Below are 20728 nucleotides of genomic sequence, written 5' to 3'. Positions count from 1 at the left end.
GCATGGCAGGTTATGTAGAAAAAGGAATTATCCGGCTTCATAAGAAGATTGCTAAGGACATCTGGCAGATGCAGATTGAACTTCCGCTGACAGCCAGAGAAGCAAAGCCAGGACAGTTCATCCATATGAAAGTCAATGATCCGCGTTACCTTTTAAGGCGTCCGATTTCCATTGCGGGAACGGACCCTGAAAAGGGACTCGTTGAAATCATTTACCGTATCGTCGGAAAAGGAACAGAAGCCATGTCCCATCTGAAGGAAGGGGATGTCGTAGACAGCTTAGGGCCTCTTGGCACATCCTTTTCCATGGATAAGGATCATATCGTAGGCATTGGCGGCGGCATTGGAATTGCGCCGATCCTTTTCATGGCAAGACAGGCAAGACCTGGACAGATGACCGTTGTCATCGGCGGCAGAAATAAGGAAGAAGTATTCTGGAAGGATTTATTCCCGGATACGGTCAGGAAAATGATCGTAACGACGGATGATGGATCTTATGGAATCAAAGGATTCTCCGTCTCCGTGCTTCCTCAGATGTTTGCTGAAGAAAAGGTGGACGAAGCCTGCGTATGCGGACCAGCCATCATGATGAAGACTGCCGCAGAAATGGCAAAGACGGCAGGCGTATACTGCGAAGTCTCTATGGAGAGAAGAATGGGATGCGGCATTGGCACATGCCTTGGCTGCGTTTGCGACAAGAAGTCAGGCGAAGGCCATTACAAGGTATGCACTGACGGCCCGGTGTTTAACGCAGAGGAGGTAGTATTATGACAAATCTGTCGGTAAATTACCTGGGAATCCCGATGAAAACACCGCTGATCGGCGCGTCCGGGACAGTAGGCTTCGGACTTGAAATTGCTGAATACGTCGACATGAATAAAGTCGGCGCCATTTCCGGGAAGGGCCTTGCGCCGACTCCCTGGAAAGGAAATGAAGGCATACGCGTTGCTGAAACGGATTCCGGCATGCTGAATGCCATCGGCCTTGAAAATCCAGGTGTTCCTTACTTTATTGAGCATTACCTTCCCAAGGTTAAAAAGCTGGGCGTTCCTTTCATCGCCAATATGGTGGGGAAGACGACCGAAGAATATGCAGAATGTGCAAAAATGCTGACGGTAGACGGCGTTGATGCGCTGGAAGTCAATATTTCCTGCCCGAATGTCAAGGAAGGCGGTGTTGCTTTCGGGACAGATCCCAAACAGGCAGCCGCTGTGACAAGAGCCATCAAGGACAGCACGAATCTTCCTGTTATCGTAAAGCTGTCACCGAACGTGACCGATATCGTCACGATTGCAAAAGCGGTGGAAGATGCAGGCGCTGATTCACTGTCCCTTGTCAATACGCTTTTAGGACTTGCCATTGATGTCAGGACAAGACGCCCGATTCTTGGAAATATAACAGGCGGATTCGCCGGCCCTGCCATCAAGCCGGTTGCGCTCCGCATGGTATGGCAGGTGGCAAAGGCCGTCAATATTCCGGTATCCGGATTAGGCGGCATCATGACCGGCATCGATGCCATTGAGTTTATGATGGCAGGCGCAGATACGGTTCAGATCGGCACAGCCAATATCATTGATCCTAATGCCATGGAACGTATTGCCGATGAAATGGATGAATGGTGCGATAAGAACGGCGTCAAGGATATTCAGGAAATCGTTGGTACGCTGAAAGCTTAATAGAAAGCCAACACAAAAAGGACTGCTCATTGAGCAGTCCTTTTCAAATGCTTATTAAGAATGATGGGGACAGCGTTATTTCTTAGCGCCGTTGAAGTTGTTCTCGTCATCCCACCATACGATACCCTTCTGGTTCTTGAGTACTTTCTTGTGGAAAATCGGAAGCTTGATGCCTTTTGCAAGCTGGTCTTCATAATCCTTCAGGCATGTACGAACCTGCGGGAATAAGAGGAGAATAGCTGTAACGTTTGTCAGAACCATGAATGCCATGAAGAGGTCAGCCAGATTCCAGACGAGCGGAAGATCAGCAATGGAACCCCAGAAAATCATGACAGCGATCAGTACGCGGAAGAGATTCAGCGGCCATTTTTTATGAGTCAGATGGCCGATATTGATTTCACCATAGTAGTAGTTGCCGATAAGAGAGGTGAATGCAAAGAGGAAAATCAGGATGGAAACGGCTTTTGGAGCCATAGGTCCAAAGTACTGCGCCAGATCCCACTGTACCAGTTCGATACCGGTCAGTCCGGTAGATGCATAATCACCAGTTAAAAGAACAATGAATGCAGAAGCAGAGCAGATGAAGAGTGTATCGACATATACGCCGAATGCCTGGATCAGGCCCTGTACAACCGGATGATTGGCATCAGCTGTTGCAGCTGCGTTTGGAACAGAACCTTCGCCGGCTTCATTGGAGAAGAGGCCTCTCTTGAAACCAGTCAGGACAGCAGCGCCCATGCCGCCGCCAAATGCAGCCTGCCAGTCAAATGCATCTCTGAAAATGATGTAGAAAACATGCGGCATATCCGTGATGTTGTAAATCATGATGCCAAGCGCAATAACGATGTAAAGGCCTGCCATGAGGGGAACCATCCATTCAGTGACGCGGGCAATACGTCCCATGCCGCCGCAGATGACAGCCATGGCAAGAACTGTAACAACAGCTCCGACGACCATACGGTCAGCACCAAGTGCATGGTTCAGCGCAAGGGAAATAGTATTGGACTGGACGGAGTTGTAAATCATGCCGTAAGTAACGGAAATGAGGATGGCAAAGATAGCTGCCCAGAGTTTGTGGCCTAAACCATTTTTCAGGTAGTAAGCAGGACCGCCTCTGAAACCATTTCCGCCTTCACGCGGAACCTTGTAAATCTGAGCCAGGGTACTTTCTACAAATCCTGTAGCCGAACCGATGACAGCAATGAACCACATCCAGAAAATAGCTCCAGGACCGCCGGATACAATAGCAATTGCAATGCCGGCAATATTGCCTACGCCGACTCGGGATGCTGTACTGACGCAGAACGCCTGGAAAGGAGAAATTTCATTTCCTTCTGTTTTTGTGCCGGCCGTATTTGCTATCAGTTTGAACATCGTGCCGAAATAGCGAAGCTGTACTGCTTTTGTGCGGATGGTAAAGTACACGCCTGCGCCTACCAAAAGGACAATGATGACTGACGACCACAGGACGCCGTTGATTGATGAGACAATGTCGTTTAATGACTCCATACCATACTCTTCTTCTTCTTTTAATACAATATATATGTACAAATTCAACTCATTATATAATGTTTTGCCGCTTTGTACAACATCATGAATATAAATTTATCATGACGGGAGGATTAGAAAAGTTAAGGAAAAGCCAGTAAAAGTCCAAAGATACAGGGCGAAAGGAATGCATACATGAAAGGAGAGGAGCTTTCCTGCTGCATGTGTACGCGTGGGATGGACACATGCCAGGATGAGGGCTCAAAAACATGCGGTAATTTGGGATGCCATTGTATATTTCATGCATTTTGAAACATTTCAAACCACGATGCATTTTTCTGAAATCGTGCGGTGAAGAATAAAGGAAATCAGAAGATTTTGCATTTATAAAACAAGGGGTTTCAGGCATATTTTTACAAATTTGGCGAAAAATGGTAAAATACAGAAGTTCGTGGAGGTGATAGATGTGCGTGACTTATATAAATGGAGCTGTGCAGCCGTTTTGTGGCTCATGACTTCCATGGCTGTTTCAGCGGAAACGCTGACGGCAGGTATGAGTGGAAGCGCGGTTGCTGATCTGCAGAATGCACTTGTCCAGGCAGGCTATTTAGCCAGAACCGTAGATGGAGACTACGGCTCGACGACAAAAGAAGCAGTATTCCTTTTCCAGAAGGATCACGGGCTTCTTGCGACAGGGAAAGCAGATGATGCGACCATTGCATCCATCCGAAGAAATGAGAACTCCGGCTACCGCAATGGGGGTGGAGTCGTGTATGCATCTGGCAACAGGGGAGACGTCATCGTTGATATGCAGCTGAGGCTGCAGAAAGCCGGCTATCTGAAAGGCGGCATTGATGGCGTTTACGGGCAGGACACGGAAAATGCTGTCAGGGCTTACCAGAAGGATCATGGATTTCCTGTATCCGGCGTGATTGATGAGATGACATACAATTCTCTTAAAGGGAAAAGCAGTCAGGAGAGCGCCCAGGCCAGGTCAAACCGCCCATCCCGCTTGTATGGAATCGGAGACAGCGGAGACCGGGTGCTCGATATCCAGAATAAGCTGAAGAAGCTTGGATATCTTGACGGGACAGTTGACGGTATTTACGGCGGACTTACCGCCAATGCGGTGAAAGCTTTCCAGGGAGATCAGGGAATTTCTGAAACAGGAGAAATTGATGAAGGGACACTGGATGCCTTGTCTCAGGCCTATGCAGACAGGCCGGGGGATTTCTCCCTTGCTTTGGGCGATTCGGGAAAAAAGGTCATTCTTCTTCAAAACAAGCTTCTTCTGCATGGATACAATCCCGGAACGGCTGACGGTGTTTACGGGCAGAGCACGGCTGATGCAGTAAAAGCTTTCCAGGCTGAGCAGAATCTGGCAAGGACGGGGAGCGTAGACAGCAATGTCTGGAAAAGACTGGATGATCCGCCGCGCTTTACCGGAAACTATATCAAGGTGTTCCACATGGAAGCAACAGCTTATACGCCAAATGACGGGAATGGAAACGGGCATACGGCGCTTGGCGGTTTTGCAGGGAAGGGTCACGCCGCTGTCGATCCTAATGTAATTCCGCTTGGAAGCATCGTTTTCATTGAAGGATATGGCTACGCTATCTGTGATGATATCGGCGGCGCCATTCATGGCATGATTATTGATGTCGGAGTTGATACATTAGATCAGGCATATGCGTGGGGAACAAAACCGCGCGTAACAGTCTATCTCATAAAATAAAAGCAGGCAGGTGGTCTTATGGCCGCCTGCTTTTACTTTTTCGCCAATACACAGGAAAGTTTTCATGAACTGTATTTTTCAGGATGATTTTTTCTTATGTATACGCTGTTTTCCTTGCCATGAGATGTGTCATTTGCTAAAATAAAACTCATGGGTTTTATTAAATTTTTTATTTGAACACAAAAGCTCTGGGAAATTCTTTTCCGGTATTTTGCATTTCATTTTGTTGCAGTTCAGGAGGTTGTATGGCAGAGTTGACAGCCGTCATTTTGGCAGCCGGTCAGGGAACCCGTATGAAATCTGCTTATCCCAAGGTGCTTCACCGTGTGTGCGGCGTACCGATGGCTGAGCAGGTCATCCGTGTTGTCAGACTGGGCGGATTTGAAAAGTGTGTCGTAATCACAGGTTTTAAGGAAAAACTTGTAAGAGAATGCCTGGAAGATAAAGAAGTCGTATTTGTGCATCAGGAAGAACAGCTCGGAACAGGTCATGCCGTCATGCAGGCGCTGCCTGAATTCAAGGATGATCCGGAAGGATATGTTCTTGTCGTCTGCGGAGACACCCCGCTTCTTCGCGCTGAGACAATCAGGGATCTGACGGATACATGCATTTCCAATGGAGCATCCGCTGCGGTTTTGACTGCTGTTCTGGATAATCCATTCGGATACGGAAGGGTTCTCCGTGATGAAAAAGGGAATATGACATGCATCGTAGAGCAGAAGGACGGGACGCCTGAGCAGCTTTCCGTTCATGAAATCAATACGGGGACCTATGTGTTCCGCGCAAAGGATCTCATTGATGCTTTGGGACGTATTGACAACAAAAACGCGCAGGGCGAGTATTACCTGACCGACGTGTTTGGCATCATGATCCGCGATGGAAAGAAAGTCATTCCGAAGATCTGCGATAATCCTGAAGAAACCGAAGGCGTCAATTCACGCATTCAGCTTGCTGAGGCAGACAGGATTCTCCGCCTCCGCAAGGCAGAGGAATTGATGGCTGAAGGCGTCAGCATCATAAATCCGGAGAATACATATATCGGACAGGATGTAAAAGTGGGAAGAGACACCATCCTTTATCCGGGGACGATCCTTGAAAGTCATACCGTGATTGGGGAAGGATGCGTCATTGGTCCCGATACCCAGCTGACAGATGTCACCTGCGGCAGCTTTACTCATCTGAACCGCGTTTATGCACATGAATGCAAAATCGGCTCTTATAATGAAATCGGACCTTTCGTTCATCTTCGTCCAAATACCGACCTTCATGATCACATAAAGATCGGAAACTTCGTAGAAGTGAAGAATTCTACTGTTGGAAATGGCACAAAGCTTCCGCATCTCATTTACTGCGGTGATTCCGATCTCGGCGAAAATGTGAATTTCGGCTGCGGCACCGTTACCGTCAACTTCGACGGCAAGGAAAAACACCGCTGCAAAATTGATGATCACGCTTTCATCGGATGCAATACAAACCTTGTGGCTCCCGTTCATATCGGAGAACGCGCCTTTACGGCAGCAGGGTCTACCATAACAAAAGATGTTCCTGCCAATGCGCTTTCTGTTGCACGCGCAAAGCAGAGAAATATCGAAGACTGGGTCAAGGATGACACTTACAAAGATTAATTCCTTGACACTGTGAATTTGTGAATCTTTTGTTATGATTAAATTTCAAAAAAGTAATAAAAATTTTCAGATATCCAAGTGAAACTGGTATATAATGAAATGGAATAGTCCGGTTAGGGACAAATCAGCAATTCCATATAAATTTTTAACTTTCATCTATGTGAAAGGAAAGGGAGAATCAGCAAATGGACATGGAAGACACTTCTAAATTGAAGATTTTTACGGGTACCGCGCATCTGGCTCTGGCAAAGGAAATTTCTGACTACATTGGAGTCCCGCTCGGTAAAGCAATCTGCGGCCGCTTCAATAATGGAGAAATACAGGTCATGATTAATGAAAGCGTCCGTGGTAAGGACTGCTTTATCATTCAGCCGACTGGTGCTCCGGTTAATGATAACCTGATGGAAATGCTGATTATGGTTGATGCGCTCAAGAGAGCTTCTGCACGCCACATCACTGTTGTTGTTCCATATTATGGATATGCTCGTCAGGACCGCAAGACAAGAGGCCGTGAACCGATCAGCTCCAAGCTGGTTGCCGATCTCATGTCCACTGCCGGCGTGACAAGAGTTGTAACGATGGACCTTCATGCAGGACAGATCCAGGGCTTCTTCAATGTTCCTGTCGATCATCTGATGTCCGCATCTCTTCTGGCAGATTATGTAAAATCCAAGAATCTGGAAAACCTGACCATCGTTTCTCCTGACTTTGGCGGCGTAACAAGAGCCAGAGAACTGGCTGACCGTGTAGGTGCTCCGATCGCCATCATTGAAAAGAGACGTCCGGAACCGGGCGTTGCTAAAGTCATGAACATCATCGGCAACGTAAAAGACAGAAACTGCTTCGTTGTTGATGATATCGTTGATACAGCAGGATCCCTCTGCGAAGGTGCCAAAGCTCTTGCCGAATATGGCGCTAAAAGCGTATATGCTGCAGTCTGCCATCCGGTACTGACAGATCCGGCTACCGAAAGAATCAAGAATTCCAACATCAAGGAACTGATTGTTACCAATTCTCTTCCGATTCCTCCGGAAAAAATCCAGGATAAACTGACGGTTCTCTCCATTGCTCCGCTCCTTGGCGAAGCTATCCTCCGCATTTTCCATGATGCATCCGTCAGCCAGCTCTTCGATAAATAATGAAGATCTTAGCAGGACTCGGAAATCCGGGCAAGGAATATGAACACACCCGCCATAATATGGGGTTTGATGTCATTGATATTCTGGCAAAACGCTGGAATGTTTCTGCATGGAAAGAAACGATGAAGGCGGAAACAGCAGCTGTTGTTGTCAACGGGGAAAAGGTTCTTCTTGTCAAACCGCTGACCTATATGAATAACAGCGGAGAAGCAGTGGGAGCCATTGCCAATTATTACAAGGTCGGTCTCGATGATATTTATATCATCTGTGATGATCTTGATTTGCCGCCCGGAAAAGTAAGAATTCGCAAAAAAGGCTCCGCAGGAGGCCATAACGGAATCAAATCTCTGATTGCTCATCTGGGAAGTGAAGGATTCACACGCTTCAGAATTGGCGTGGGTCATCCTCAGGATGGACACACAGTCATAGAGCATGTCCTGGGCCGTCCTTACGGAGACGATATTGCCAAAATCGAAGAGGCAAAGATAAAAACCGCGGATTCCATTGAAACCGCACTGGAAAGCGGCGTGGATCGCGCAATGAACCTCTTTAATCCAAAGAGAAAAGCCTGAATGAAAGCGGCCGCCTGCATGGGCGGCTGTTTTTGATGACTGGGCCAATTGAGCTCTGGAGGTGAAAGAATGAAAGGACACTTAATCGTTCTTGAAGGAATTGATGGAAGCGGGAAAGCAACGCAGTCAGAATTTCTGGAGCAGAATCTGATAAGTCTCGGGAAGGATGTCATGCATATTTCCTTTCCTGATTACGAAAGTGAATCTTCCGCTCTTGTGAAAATGTACCTTCGCGGAGATTTCGGTAAAGATCCGATGGATGTGAATCCGTATGCAGCATCCTTGTTCTATGCCGTCGACAGGTTTGCTTCCTTCCGCACCAAGTGGAAAAAGTTTTATGAAAACGGCGGAATTGTCATTGCAGACCGGTACACGACAAGCAATATGGTGCATCAGATGACAAAGTATGATCAGGCAGAAGAAAGGAAGAAGTTCCTTCAATGGCTTGAGGCGACCGAGTATGGAGAACTTGAACTGCCAAGGCCTGATCTGGTCATTCTGCTTGATATCCCTTTGGCCATTTCAGAAAGGCTGATCAGGGAAAGAGCGGCAAAGGGCGGTTCCTCAGATATTCATGAACAGCATCTGGATTATTTGAAGAAATGTCATGCAGCCTATCAGGAGCTGGTTGCTTTGTATGGCTGGAAGAAGATTTCCTGCGTGGAAGAAGAAAATCTTAGAAGTCCTGATGATATCAGCCGTGATGTAAAAGACGCAGTTCTTTCCATGATGGGAAAATAAACGGACAAGGTCTTTGGATGACAGGCTGACTATTGCGTTTATACATCGTTCTGCTATAATAAATAAGAATAGATTAATCTCTTCAGGGCGGGGTGGAAGTCCCCACCGGTGGTGACAGCCCACGAACCAATTTCGCTTGGTAAGATCTGGTGTGAATCCAGAGCCGACGGTATAGTCCGGATGAAAGAAGAGTGGATAAGATTCTTAGGAATCCACCTCCCTGGAACGAAAGGGAGGTGGATTTTTTGCGTATTGATGAAGATAGAAAGTACATGGCCCGCGCTCTGGAACTGGCAGTCAGGGGAATGGGGCATACGCGCCCGAATCCAATGGTAGGTGCTGTCATTGTCAAGGACGGGCGTGTCATCGGTGAAGGCTGGCATGAACAGTACGGCGGCCCTCATGCAGAAGTGAATGCATTTAATAACTGCACAGAAGATCCGAAGGGGGCGACTTTGTACGTCAGTCTGGAGCCCTGCTCTCACTACGGGAAGACGCCGCCGTGTGCGGATCTCATTATCCAAAAAGACATCGACCGCGTTGTCACGGCAATGGTCGATCCCAATCCGCTCGTAGCAGGAAAGGGAATCAGGAAATTAAGGGATGCGGGCATTTTTGTTACTGTCGGCGTCATGGAAAAAGAAGCAAAAGAGCTCAATGAAGTTTTCCTGAAGTACATCCAGAAGCATAAACCTTTTGTCCTTTACAAAGCGGCCATGTCCCTGGATGGAAAAACAGCCTGCCATACCGGTGAATCCAAGTGGATTTCTTCCGAAGATTCACGCGAGGAGGTTCACGTTCTCCGCGGCTGCTATGCAGGAATTATGGCGGGAGCCGGCACTATACTGGCCGATAATCCGCTTTTGACATCCCGCACGGAAGGGATGATCGATCCGGTAAGAATTATCGTAGATGGCAATCTATCCGTTCCGCTAAAGGCAAAGGTATTCCAGGAACCGGGAAAGGCCATCGTCCTTACGACCACCTCGGCCGATGAGACAAAGCGTGATGCCCTGATAAAAAACGGCATTGATGTCATTATCGCAGACGGCGATATCAAGGGAAAGGTAGACCTTTCCGCTGCTATGACAGGACTTGCCTTGAAAGGAATCGACGGCATCCTTCTGGAAGGCGGCGCAACCCTTGCTGCGGATGCATTTGAGGCAGGAATCGTTGATAAGGTAAGAATCTATGCAGCTCCTATCCTGATTGGCGGAAAAGATGCACCGGGCCTCCTTGGAGGAAAAGGCGCAGATACCATACCGGAAGCAGTCAGGCTGAAAAATATTACGACATTGATGTCAGGCTCCGATCTCATCATTGAAGGTTATGTAGATCACAAAGAGGAATCTCCTAAAGAAGAACCTGAGAAATCAGAAGAAGCTCATGATGAACCTGCATCAGATCTCCCTATCGAAAAAGGAGAGGATGAAAAGGGTGAATAAGAATGTTTACCGGGATTGCTGAGGAAATCGGCCATATCAGGCAGATCAAAAGATCCGGACACAGCTGCACGCTGACTATATCCTGCAGGACTGTACTGGAAGGGACCAAGCTTGGCGACAGCATTGCAGTCAATGGCGCCTGTCTCACCGTAACAAGGATGGATCAGGATTCTTTTGACGCTGATGTTACGCCTGAAACTTTGAGAAGAACATCCTTCTCTATTTGCCGGCCGGGATCACCGGTTAATCTTGAAAGAGCACTCAGGCTCTGCGACCGCCTGGGCGGACACATCATGCTTGGCCATGTCGATGGACAGGGAAAGATCCTTTCATTCAGGAAACTGGATAATTCCATCGAAGTTGCCATAACATTAGACAAAGCGCTGATGAGATATATTGTTGAAAAGGGTTCTGTCGCCATAGACGGCATCAGCCTTACCGTGGCGGAAAGAACAGATACGGGTTTCACCATTTCTCTTATCCCTCATACGGGAGAGAAGACGATATTGATGGACAAAAAACCAGGGGATCCGGTCAATATCGAATGTGATTATATAGGAAAGTACATCGAGCAGCTCATGAAAGACAAACCGGGCGAGGGGTTGACGCTGGGGATGCTTCAGAGCCTTGGGCATGGAGGAAGTTATGGATTATAAATTTGACAGTATTGAAGAAATCATTGAAGAAATCCGTGCAGGACACATTGTCATCATGCAGGATCCGGAGTCCAGAGAAAATGAAGGCGATTATATTTGCGCCGCAGAATTTGCTACTCCGGAAAATGTGAACCGCATGGCTTCGGAAGCAAAAGGCGTCATCTGCATGCCGATGTCTGAAGAAATCGCTGATTCCCTGTACCTGGGACCGATGATCCGCCATAATACGGATAATCACCAGACAGCATTCCTGGAATCGATCGATTATAAAGATTCCGGTACGGGAGTTTCCGCTTATGCCCGCTCCATGACAGCGCTTGAAGCAATCAAGGACGGAGCAAAACCGGAAGATTTCAGAAGACCCGGCCATCTTTTCCCGCTGAAGGCAAGAAAATGGGGCGTTCTTGAACGTCAGGGCCACACGGAAGCAACTGTCGATCTTGCAAGACTTGCAGGATTGAAACCGGCAGGCCTTTGCTGTGAAATCATGAATGATGACGGAACAATGGCAAGAAGGGACGACCTCTTCAAGCTTGCCAGAGAAAAGAATATGAAGATTGGCAATATTCAGGAGCTCATCGAATACAGGAAAAAGCACGAAGTACTGGTAGATGAAGTTTCTCATGCCAAGCTTCCGACAAAGTATGGCGAATTTGAAATTTACGGATTTGTGAATAAGATGAACGGGGAACACCACGTAGCCCTTTCCATGGGCAATGTTTCTGACGGTAAGCCGGTCCTTTGCCGCATTCATTCTGAATGTCTGACAGGAGACTGCTTCGGTTCCCTTCGCTGTGACTGCGGCCAGCAGCTTGCGCAGGCTATGCGCCAGATTGCCCGTGAAGGACGCGGCGTTCTTGTTTACCTTCGCCAGGAAGGAAGAGGAATCGGCCTGATCAACAAGATCAGAGCCTATGCTCTTCAGGATGAAGGATATGATACCGTTGAAGCAAACCTGAAGCTTGGATTTGCGGCTGACCTTCGTGAATACATGACAGGCGCGCAGATTCTTAAGGCATTGGGCGTAAACAGCATCCGTCTTCTGACCAATAATCCGCAGAAAATCGGAGATGTCAGTGAATACGGCATCACCATTGCATCAAGAGAACCAATTGAAATGGCTCCTACCCGCGAAGACGAATTCTATCTGAAAACGAAGCAGGAAAAAATGGGCCATATGTTAAAGCTTGATAAAGATATTGAAGAACCAAAAGAGTAAGCACAGGAGGCATTCAAAGTGAATATTATTTCCGGACTTTTTAATGAAAGTGAAATCAGAGTAGGAATTGTAGCATCCCGTTTCAATGAAGTCATCGTCAGCAAGCTCATTGACGGAGCCGTAGACGGACTTACCCGTCATGGCGTCGATATGGATAAAGTAGATCTGGCATGGGTGCCAGGCGCTTTCGAAATCCCGCTGGCTTCCAAGAAAATGGCTGAATCAGGAAAATATGATGCTGTCATCTGCCTTGGCGCAGTCATCCGCGGTGAAACAGATCATTATGAACATGTAGCAACCGAAGTGACAAAGGGTGTTGCTATGGCATCGCTTTCGAGCGGCATTCCTGTTCTCTACGGCGTATTGACCACCGATACGATTGAACAGGCTGTCAACAGAGCAGGGCTCAAGTCCGGCAACAAGGGCTTTGAATGCGCTATGGATGCTCTTGAAATGGCAAGCCTTTTCAAGAAGCTTGGAAAGTAAGCAGAAACCCATAAAAGGGCTGTGACAAAATGTGCAATTCATTTTGCCGCGGCTCCTTTTTGCGTGGTGGAAATTAGATTATATGAAAGGAATATCCTGTATATGGTATAATATTATAATTGATTTAACATAATACAGGAGGATTGCCGTGGATAAGGAGCAGCTCTCGATGGGGAAAAAATATTATACGATTACATATGGATGCCAGATGAATGAATCTGACACAGAACGTATTAACGGACAGCTGGAAGAACTGGGATATCGGCCGGCTGAAGAAATGGAAGACGCAGACATCGTCATCATGAATACATGCAGCGTCCGCCAGAATGCGGAAGAAAAAGTGTATGGGAAAATCGGTGAAATCAAGAAGCTGAAGGACAAGAACCCGGACATGCTTCTGGGAATCGCCGGCTGCATGGCGCAGGAAAACAAGGGCAAGCTGATTGAAAGAATGCCGATCATTGATTTTGTTATCGGACCATACCATATTCATGATCTGAAAGATATCGTTTCCAAGGAAAATGCACGCGGCGGCCATGTCGTCAAGACAGAAAGAAATCCACACAGCGTTGAAGATTACAGCGAATTGAAGTCTGTCAGAAAGTCTAAGATTTTCGCATGGGTTCCGATCATGCAGGGATGCAATAAGTTCTGTACTTACTGCATCGTTCCCTATGTTAGAGGCCGTGAAATCAGCCGTACGATTGATGACATTTCCAATGAAATCCAGACTCTTGCCGATGAAGGATATAAGGAAGTTACACTTCTCGGGCAGAATGTCAATTCTTACGGGCTCGATTTCAGGAACGGAACCGATTTCGGCGACTTGATCCGTGCTATCGATAAAATTGATGGCATTGAAAGAGTACGCTACATGACATCCCATCCAAGAGATATGACATTCGAAATGATTGATGCCATGGCAGAATCGTCGAAGGTTGTCCGTCATATGCATCTTCCTGTCCAGCACGGATCCAATGAAATGCTGAAGAAGATGAACCGCGGCTATACGATTGAACATTTCAAGGAACTCCTTTCCTACGTAAGAAGCAAAATGCCTGATATTGTCGTAACAACAGATCTTATTACAGGCTTCCCGGGGGAAACGGAAGAAATGCATCAGGAAACGCTGGCCCTCTTGAAGGAAGTCCGTTTCGATTCCGCTTATACATTTATTTATTCTCCAAGAACCGGAACGCCTGCAGCAAGAATGGAAGACCAGATCGATTCTGATACCAAGCACAGACGTCTGCAGGAACTGATGGATGTGGAAAATGAAGTCAGCCTTGAACTCAATAAGGAAATGGAAGGAAAGACATATTCCATTATCGTAGAAGGCCCTTCCAAGCAGGATCCGATGAACTGGTATGGAAGAACTTCAGGAAACAAAATGATCTTATTCCCGTACAAGGAAGGAATTTCCGTCGGAGATATTGTTGACGTTAAAGTTGACACAGCGCAGACCTGGGTTCTCAAGGGAGAACTGATCTGAATTCTGTCTTGTCATTTGATCGAGAGGTGATTGAGATTGGCTAAAACGCCATTAATGGATCAATACAAAGAGATAAAAGAGGGATACAAGGACTGCCTGCTCTTTTACCGTCTGGGTGATTTTTACGAATTGTTTTATGATGACGCGTACACGGCTTCTCATGAACTGGAATTGACCCTGACAGGGAAGAATGCAGGTGCAGAAGGCCGCGTTCCTATGTGCGGCGTGCCGTACCATGCGGCCGAGGTTTATATTTACCGTTTGATTCAAAAGGGGTATAAAGTAGCCATCTGCGAACAGCTTGAAGATCCTAAGAAGGCAAAGGGACTCGTTAAGCGCGATGTCATCCGCGTCATTACGCCGGGAACCATTCTCTTTGAAAATGCCATTGCGGATAAATCCAACAACTATCTGGCCTGTCTGCTTGAGAAAGACAAGAAGATCCATATGGTCCTCTGTGATATTTCAACAGGCGAAAGCTGGTGGGGGATCTGGAATCTGAAAAAGGAGCAGGACGATTTCCTGGATGTCCTTTCTGTATATAATCCGGCAGAACTCGTATGCGGCGTATCTGATGATTTCTACCGCCAGCTGACATCCTTCTGTTCATCACGCCTTGGAAGCTGTCTTGTCACGAGAATGCCTGAAACGGATGAAACGTGCAAGGCACCTTCAATCGCGGAATCGATTGAGGATGAAAATGTACGCATGGCCTTTGGATACCTGGCGGATTACCTGCAGAATGTCATGAGAGACAACCTGCCGGAATTCCATTCCGTGCAGCCGATCAGGGAAGATCATACGCTGATTCTTTCCGACCAGTGCATCAGGAATCTTGAAATCACCAGGAATATGAGGGACGGCGGAAGAAGAGGGACACTTCTTGAGCTTCTTGACCACACGCATACGGCAATGGGGGCAAGACTTTTGCGCCGCTGGCTTGAAAGGCCTCTGGTGGATGTGAATGGAATCATCCTTCGTCAGGACGGGATTGAAGAACTTACGAATCATGCCATGGAATTGACACAGCTCGAGGAGCTGCTTTCTCAGGTTTTTGACTTTGAAAGAATCCTTGGCCGTATCGAAGCCAATGTCACCTCGCCGAAGGATTTGCTGGCACTCAAAGCAACGCTCAAGATTGTGCCGCAGATCAAGAATCTCCTTGCATCTTCCAGTTCAGTCATCTTGAAAAAGCTGAACGGACAGATGAAAGTGCATGAAGCCGTTTTTGACCTTCTGGATCGTGCGATGAATGAAAACGGCACAGGGAATATCAAGGACGGCAAGTACATAAAGAAGGGCTTTTCCGAGGAACTTGACGAAATCCGCTCTTTGTCGGAAGACAGCCAGGAATATATAGCAAAGCTGGAAGAAGAGGAAAAAGAGAAGACGGGCATCAAGCTGAAGATTGGCTTCAATAATGTCTTTGGCTATTACTTTGAAATCTCCAATGCCAATAAGATTCCTGTTCCCGAGTATTATGTGAGAAAACAGACGCTGGTCAATGCGGAAAGATATATTACCCCCGAGCTGAAGGAATTCGAGGCTAAAGCGCTCTCCGCCAAGGAAAAGACCGAAGAGCTCGAACTTAAGATCTACCAGATGGTCAAAGCGGAAATACGCCCGGAAATTCCGGATATGCAGAGAACAGCTTCTGCTCTGGCGGGTATTGACTGCATAGCAAGCCTTGCAAGGGCAGCTCTGAAGGACCGTTATGTAAGACCGCAGATCCTCCCGCAGAAGGAAGGCCGCATTTCCATTTCTGATGGAAGGCATCCGATGGTAGAACATGCACTCAATCATGAAATGTTTGTACCAAACGATACAGAACTGAATCATGATAATCAGGAAATCCTGGTTATCACAGGGCCCAACATGGCAGGCAAGTCGACATACATGCGTCAGGTTGCCGTTTTGACGATTATGGCGCAGATCGGATCCTTCATACCGGCAAAAAGCGGTATGTTTTCTCCTGTCGACCGCATATTCACAAGGATCGGAGCCACGGATGATATATCGACCGGGCAGAGTACGTTCATGGTGGAAATGCAGGAAGTATCGTATATTCTCCGCAATGCTACCAGAAACAGCCTGATTCTTCTTGATGAAATCGGGAGAGGCACGAGCACATATGACGGCATGAGCATTGCAAGAGCCGTTGTCGAATACATTGACCAAAAGATTCATGGCTTTACTTTGTTTGCTACGCACTATCATGAATTATCAGATATGGCAGATGGCAGCAGCAAGATCAAGAATTATACGGTAACAGTGAAGGAGCGCGGAAAGGATGTCATGTTCCTCCGCCGCATCGTTCCAGGCTGCGCAGACAGAAGCTACGGTATCCATGTCGCAAGACTTGCCGGGCTTCCCGAATCTCTCCTGAAAAGAGCCGACGATATTCTTGAAGGACTGGAGGGATCGGATGGCAAGGGATACCATGCGCCTTCTGCTCCTTCTAATGAAGCAAGAGAAACCGGCTTTGATCTTTTTGCATCGCCCATCATCAATGAACTGGCAGACCTTGATGTCATGAGCAAGACACCGATTGAAGCCATGGAGATTTTATTCCGCCTGAGTAAGGAAGCAAAGGAGAGCCGATAATGGGATTAATTCATGTTCTTGATGAAGTTACGGCGAATCAGATTGCTGCAGGAGAAGTCGTCGAGCGTCCGGTCAATGTCGTCAAAGAGCTGGTGGAAAATTCTGTCGATGCAGGCGCTCATGAAGTGGAAATAGAAATTGCAGACGGCGGTATGACTTACATCCGTGTGACGGATAACGGCTCTGGAATGACTGCAGAAGATGCCAAGATGTCCATTATCCGCCACGCCACAAGCAAAATTTCCAATGTGGATAACATTTATCACATTGCCTCCCTGGGATTCCGCGGGGAAGCGCTTCCAAGCATTATGTCCGTTTCAAGATCATCCATCACGACAAGAAGACCGGAAGATGTTGAAGGAACGGTCATTGATATCAAGGGCGGCGTTGTTGAAGATGTGCATGCCGCCGGAACGCCAGCCGGCACAACGGTTGAGGTCAGGGAGCTTTTCTATAACGTTCCGGCGAGGAAGAAATTCCTGAAATCAGAAAGAACGGAATCGGCTAGAATCAATACGATGGTGGGAAAACTGGCCCTTGCCAATCCAGATGTTGCTTTCCGCCTGATCAATAATGGAAGAGTCGTCATTGAAACACCGGGCAACGGAAGACTTCTAGACGTTGTCTCTGCTTTATACGGTGTAAAGACAGCCGGTGAAATGCTTGAAGTCAAAGAAGAAGGGGAAAATATCTTCCTTAACGGACTGATTTCGAAACCATCGCTCTTAAAGAGCAGCCGCCAGTTCCAGACGCTGATCATCAATCGGAGAGTTATTGAAAGTTCTGTCATTTCAAAAGCCGTGGACAATGCATACCATTCACTTCTTCCAAAGAATGGCTATCCGCTTCTTGTCCTTTCTTTTGATGTGCCGCCGGAAAGCATCGATGTCAATGTGCATCCTCAGAAAAGGGAAATCAAGTTTTCTGATGAACAGATGGCATTCCGCACGGTCTACCATGCCGTTTTAAGGACGCTCACATCCCAGTCGGATGCAGACAGCATTGCCCGCGAGATGATCAAGGATCCGGGCCATCAGGTCCTTGGTGAAATGGATGTAAATCCGGTCAATGTGAAAGTGGAAGACCAGAAACCTCTTCACGACATCGGGCTTGCTATGGAGACAGGAGAGGCAAAGACTCCCTCTGTACCTGATTCATGGAGAGCGCATCTTGAAGAATACAGCCAGCAGCAGAAGGGATCTTCATCTTCCGGCACTGGAAAAAACTCTGAAACGATGCGGGAGACATTCCAGCCATCAGTAGGAAGCCGTGAAATCCTGTCGGATAAGCCATTCTTCAAGAGAGAAGATCAGGAAGATCATCAGGAGTCGAAAGATCAGAAAACGATTTCTGAAGGCGTCTTATTTGAATCAGAAAAAGAAGAAGCAGAAACGGTTATCCCTTTAGGACAGGTGGCAGACTGCTTCATTCTCTGCCAGCATGGGAAGGATCTTTTCATCATTGACCAGCATGCAGCGCATGAACGCGTTCGTTATGATAAGCTTGCAGAAAGAGCGGAAGGAATTCCTGTCCAGAAACTCCTGATTCCTCATCTGATCCATGTGGAGCCGGATGATATTCTGATTTTGCAGGATCATGAAAATGAACTGCTCAAGCTGGGCATTACATTTGAGCAGGCAGGACCTGATGTCATACGCGTGACCGGAGTGCCGGAGGATTTTGCAGATGATGAACTCCTTCGCGTCATAAGGGATATTTTAGTCGCCTATCACGATGAAGATATGGTTTCACCTGAAACGCTCCGCCACCGCATGATGGCCTATGCAGCATGCCGCGGCGCCATCAAGAGGGGAGATCCCTTGAATATCCGCCAGATGAAGGAACTGATTACAGATCTCTTCCACACGTCTCGCCCGTTTGTATGTCCGCATGGGAGACCGACGATTGTAAGATTCACACCTGAAGAACTGGGAAGGCTGTTCAAAAGGCCATGAAGATTGCTGCAACAACAATCTCGGATGCTCCGGGACTGATCCGAGAAAAGGCAAAAGAGCGTGCAAAAGCTTTGGCTATCCCTTACCTTGAGAGAGAAGACAAGCTTGAAGAGATGGCAGAGAAGTACAAGGCAGAAGGTTTCCTGATTTATGGCAGGCGCCTTCCTTCGTTTAAGACGAAAGACGGGGAATACCATTTTCATTTAGGGACATCCGTCCTCCGCACGCGCCAGATTCTTGCGGGGAATGAGGACCGCTTATGCAGGCTGCTTCCAAAGGAAGGACCCTGCCGCGTCCTTGACTGTACCTTTGGCCATGCGAATGATTCCACGACGATTTCCTGGTTCTTAGGGGACAGGGGAAGCGTCACAGCCTTGGAGAAAAGCACTGCGCTTTATGAAATAGGAAGGGCCGGCATAGAATCTTATCAGGATAAAGACCCTGCGCTGACGGATGCCGTTCGGAGAATCTATTTGATTCATGCTGATTTCAAGGAATATCTGAAAAATATTCCAGAGAAAAGTTTTGATGTCGTTTACTTTGATCCTATGTTCCGGCATCCTGTGCAGGCAAAAGTCAATGATATGACAGGCTTTCGGGAAGCAGCCGCTTATGACAAGCTTGATGACGAGACGATTCTGCTGGCCATGCGCGCGGCCAGGGCGCGTGTGATTGTCAAGGAGCGCCCGTTTTCATTGCTTTTCAAGAAGGACTTTTTTACAAGGATTGAAGCCAAAAAGGGGCAGACCACGGCATACGGGGTGATTGATTTATCATGAAGGAAAAGCTTATAACCATACTAGGGCCGACTGCTTCTGGTAAATCAGAGGTCGGGATTGAGATTGCAAAAGCGCTGGGGTCTTCCATTACTTCCGGCGATGCATTCCAGGTCTACAAGGAAATGGATATTGGAACGGCCAAAGTGACAAAAGAAGAAATGCAGGGAATCCCTCATTATCTTGTCGACTGTATCGATCCCAGAGAACCCTATTCCGCTGCTGATTTTCAGAAGAAAGCTTCAGAAATCATAACAAGAGAAAATAAAGAAGGAAGAATTCCTGTCCTTGTGGGAGGAACAGGGCTTTATATCCAGTCGCTTCTGGAAGGATATTCTTTCCTGCCTAAGTCTGATCAGCGGAAAAAGTGGCATGACTTTTATTTGGCCAATGGGAAAGAAGGCCTTGAAAGAGAACTTAAGAAAGCAGGCGTCAGGGAAATTCCTGATGATCCGCAGAGAATGCTGAGAAAACTGGAGCTGATTGATGCAGAAGGCAGGGATTTATCCCCGGAAAAGAGCCAATCTCTCATTTATGATGGTCCAGTTATAGGGATTGCTATGGACAGAGCGGTCTTATATGATAGAATAAATAAGCGAGTCTGTCATATGATGCAGGACGGATTATATGATGAAGTTCAAGAACTTCTGGATTCAGGCATTCCGGAAACAGCCCAGTCACTGAAGGCCATTGGCTATCGGGAAATGGTTCAGTGCATAAAAGGCGAGCTCTCTATTGAAGAGGCAGAAGCTCTCATCCAGAAAAACACTCGCCATTTCGCAAAACGGCAGATTACATGGTATAAGAGAATGCCGTATATTCACTGGTATGAGAGAAATGAGTTTAACCAGGACACGTGGTGTAAGGAAATCACGGATTATGTCATTTCATATTTTAGAGGAGAATGTGAAGATGGAAGGTAAAATGAATCTGCAGGATACATTTTTAAATGAAGCCAGGAAAGAAAATGCGCCTGTCAGCATTTTTTTGATGAATGGAGTTCAACTGAAGGGCAAGGTAAAGTCCTTTGACAGCTTTACCGTGCTTCTTGTAAGCGAAAATCGTTCGCAGCTGATTTACAAGCATGCTATTTCTACAATACAAAGGATCTGATTGAGTG

The 20728-nt window shown here is 47.2% G+C and carries 18 protein-coding genes and 1 riboswitch; of the genes, 17 read left to right on the top strand and 1 reads right to left on the bottom strand.

Annotation, left to right across the window (positions count from 1 at the left end; genetic code table 11):
- Positions 1 to 2: 2 nt before the first annotated feature.
- Positions 3 to 770, top strand: a complete 768-nt coding sequence (locus tag Dia5BBH33_RS05955; RefSeq protein ID WP_143332563.1) for a dihydroorotate dehydrogenase electron transfer subunit — start codon at positions 3 to 5, stop codon at positions 768 to 770.
- Positions 767 to 1675, top strand: coding sequence for a dihydroorotate dehydrogenase (locus Dia5BBH33_RS05950; RefSeq protein ID WP_022383076.1), 909 nt, complete (start codon positions 767 to 769; stop codon positions 1673 to 1675). Before Dia5BBH33_RS05955 ends, Dia5BBH33_RS05950 begins: the two co-directional genes overlap by 4 nt.
- A gap of 75 nt (positions 1676 to 1750) precedes the next feature.
- Here the strand turns inward: Dia5BBH33_RS05950 and Dia5BBH33_RS05945 are convergent, their stop codons facing one another.
- A complete protein-coding gene (locus tag Dia5BBH33_RS05945; protein WP_143332562.1) occupies positions 1751 to 3184 on the bottom strand; it encodes an alanine/glycine:cation symporter family protein in 1434 nt (477 codons plus the stop codon).
- Positions 3185 to 3629: 445 nt separating this feature from the next.
- On the opposite strand from Dia5BBH33_RS05945, the gene Dia5BBH33_RS05940 reads away from it, so the two are divergent.
- The 15 genes from Dia5BBH33_RS05940 to hfq all read left to right on the top strand — a co-directional run bounded on the left by Dia5BBH33_RS05940 (position 3630) and on the right by hfq (position 20721).
- Entirely contained in the window at positions 3630 to 4898 is a 1269-nt protein-coding gene (locus Dia5BBH33_RS05940; RefSeq protein WP_232518022.1) for a peptidoglycan-binding protein, read from the top strand.
- A 245-nt stretch (positions 4899 to 5143) separates the two neighbouring features.
- Complete coding sequence (gene glmU, locus Dia5BBH33_RS05935; protein WP_143332561.1) at positions 5144 to 6523, top strand: bifunctional UDP-N-acetylglucosamine diphosphorylase/glucosamine-1-phosphate N-acetyltransferase GlmU; 1380 nt, start codon at positions 5144 to 5146, stop codon at positions 6521 to 6523.
- Positions 6524 to 6708: 185 nt separating this feature from the next.
- Entirely contained in the window at positions 6709 to 7662 is a 954-nt protein-coding gene (locus tag Dia5BBH33_RS05930; RefSeq protein WP_143332560.1) for a ribose-phosphate diphosphokinase, read from the top strand.
- Positions 7662 to 8234: an aminoacyl-tRNA hydrolase gene (gene pth, locus Dia5BBH33_RS05925; RefSeq protein WP_022383081.1), complete on the top strand. Its 573-nt coding sequence runs from the start codon at positions 7662 to 7664 to the stop codon at positions 8232 to 8234. The genes Dia5BBH33_RS05930 and pth overlap by 1 nt, the downstream gene beginning before the upstream one ends.
- A gap of 69 nt (positions 8235 to 8303) precedes the next feature.
- On the top strand, positions 8304 to 8975 hold the full coding sequence (locus Dia5BBH33_RS05920; protein ID WP_108849611.1) for a dTMP kinase: 672 nt from the start codon (positions 8304 to 8306) through the stop codon (positions 8973 to 8975).
- Positions 8976 to 9049: 74 nt separating this feature from the next.
- Positions 9050 to 9171, top strand: a riboswitch (FMN riboswitch).
- A gap of 49 nt (positions 9172 to 9220) precedes the next feature.
- Positions 9221 to 10420 (top strand): bifunctional diaminohydroxyphosphoribosylaminopyrimidine deaminase/5-amino-6-(5-phosphoribosylamino)uracil reductase RibD, encoded by a 1200-nt coding sequence (gene ribD, locus Dia5BBH33_RS05915; RefSeq protein WP_143332559.1) that lies wholly within the window; start codon positions 9221 to 9223, stop codon positions 10418 to 10420.
- A gap of 2 nt (positions 10421 to 10422) precedes the next feature.
- Positions 10423 to 11076, top strand: coding sequence for a riboflavin synthase (locus Dia5BBH33_RS05910; protein WP_143332558.1), 654 nt, complete (start codon positions 10423 to 10425; stop codon positions 11074 to 11076).
- Complete coding sequence (locus tag Dia5BBH33_RS05905) at positions 11066 to 12295, top strand: bifunctional 3,4-dihydroxy-2-butanone-4-phosphate synthase/GTP cyclohydrolase II (RefSeq protein ID WP_022383085.1); 1230 nt, start codon at positions 11066 to 11068, stop codon at positions 12293 to 12295. The genes Dia5BBH33_RS05910 and Dia5BBH33_RS05905 overlap by 11 nt, the downstream gene beginning before the upstream one ends.
- Positions 12296 to 12313: 18 nt before the next feature.
- Positions 12314 to 12781, top strand: coding sequence for a 6,7-dimethyl-8-ribityllumazine synthase (ribH, locus tag Dia5BBH33_RS05900; RefSeq protein ID WP_022383086.1), 468 nt, complete (start codon positions 12314 to 12316; stop codon positions 12779 to 12781).
- Positions 12782 to 12950: 169 nt separating this feature from the next.
- Complete coding sequence (miaB, locus tag Dia5BBH33_RS05895; RefSeq protein WP_144269413.1) at positions 12951 to 14273, top strand: tRNA (N6-isopentenyl adenosine(37)-C2)-methylthiotransferase MiaB; 1323 nt, start codon at positions 12951 to 12953, stop codon at positions 14271 to 14273.
- Positions 14274 to 14327: 54 nt separating this feature from the next.
- Positions 14328 to 16877, top strand: a complete 2550-nt coding sequence (gene mutS / locus Dia5BBH33_RS05890; RefSeq protein ID WP_179951941.1) for a DNA mismatch repair protein MutS — start codon at positions 14328 to 14330, stop codon at positions 16875 to 16877.
- Complete coding sequence (mutL, locus tag Dia5BBH33_RS05885) at positions 16877 to 18832, top strand: DNA mismatch repair endonuclease MutL (protein WP_143332556.1); 1956 nt, start codon at positions 16877 to 16879, stop codon at positions 18830 to 18832. Before mutS ends, mutL begins: the two co-directional genes overlap by 1 nt.
- Positions 18829 to 19611 carry a class I SAM-dependent methyltransferase gene (locus Dia5BBH33_RS05880; protein WP_022383090.1) on the top strand — a complete coding sequence of 261 codons (783 nt, stop codon included), beginning with the start codon at positions 18829 to 18831 and terminating at the stop codon, positions 19609 to 19611. Before mutL ends, Dia5BBH33_RS05880 begins: the two co-directional genes overlap by 4 nt.
- Entirely contained in the window at positions 19608 to 20531 is a 924-nt protein-coding gene (gene miaA / locus Dia5BBH33_RS05875) for a tRNA (adenosine(37)-N6)-dimethylallyltransferase MiaA (protein ID WP_232518021.1), read from the top strand. The genes Dia5BBH33_RS05880 and miaA overlap by 4 nt, the downstream gene beginning before the upstream one ends.
- Positions 20521 to 20721 (top strand): RNA chaperone Hfq, encoded by a 201-nt coding sequence (gene hfq, locus Dia5BBH33_RS05870; RefSeq protein WP_022383092.1) that lies wholly within the window; start codon positions 20521 to 20523, stop codon positions 20719 to 20721. The genes miaA and hfq overlap by 11 nt, the downstream gene beginning before the upstream one ends.
- Positions 20722 to 20728 lie beyond the last annotated feature (7 nt).

This window comes from Dialister hominis (genome assembly GCF_007164725.1).
Classification (GTDB): domain Bacteria; phylum Bacillota; class Negativicutes; order Veillonellales; family Dialisteraceae; genus Dialister; species Dialister hominis.
This window is presented reverse-complemented; position numbering and strand designations above follow the sequence as displayed.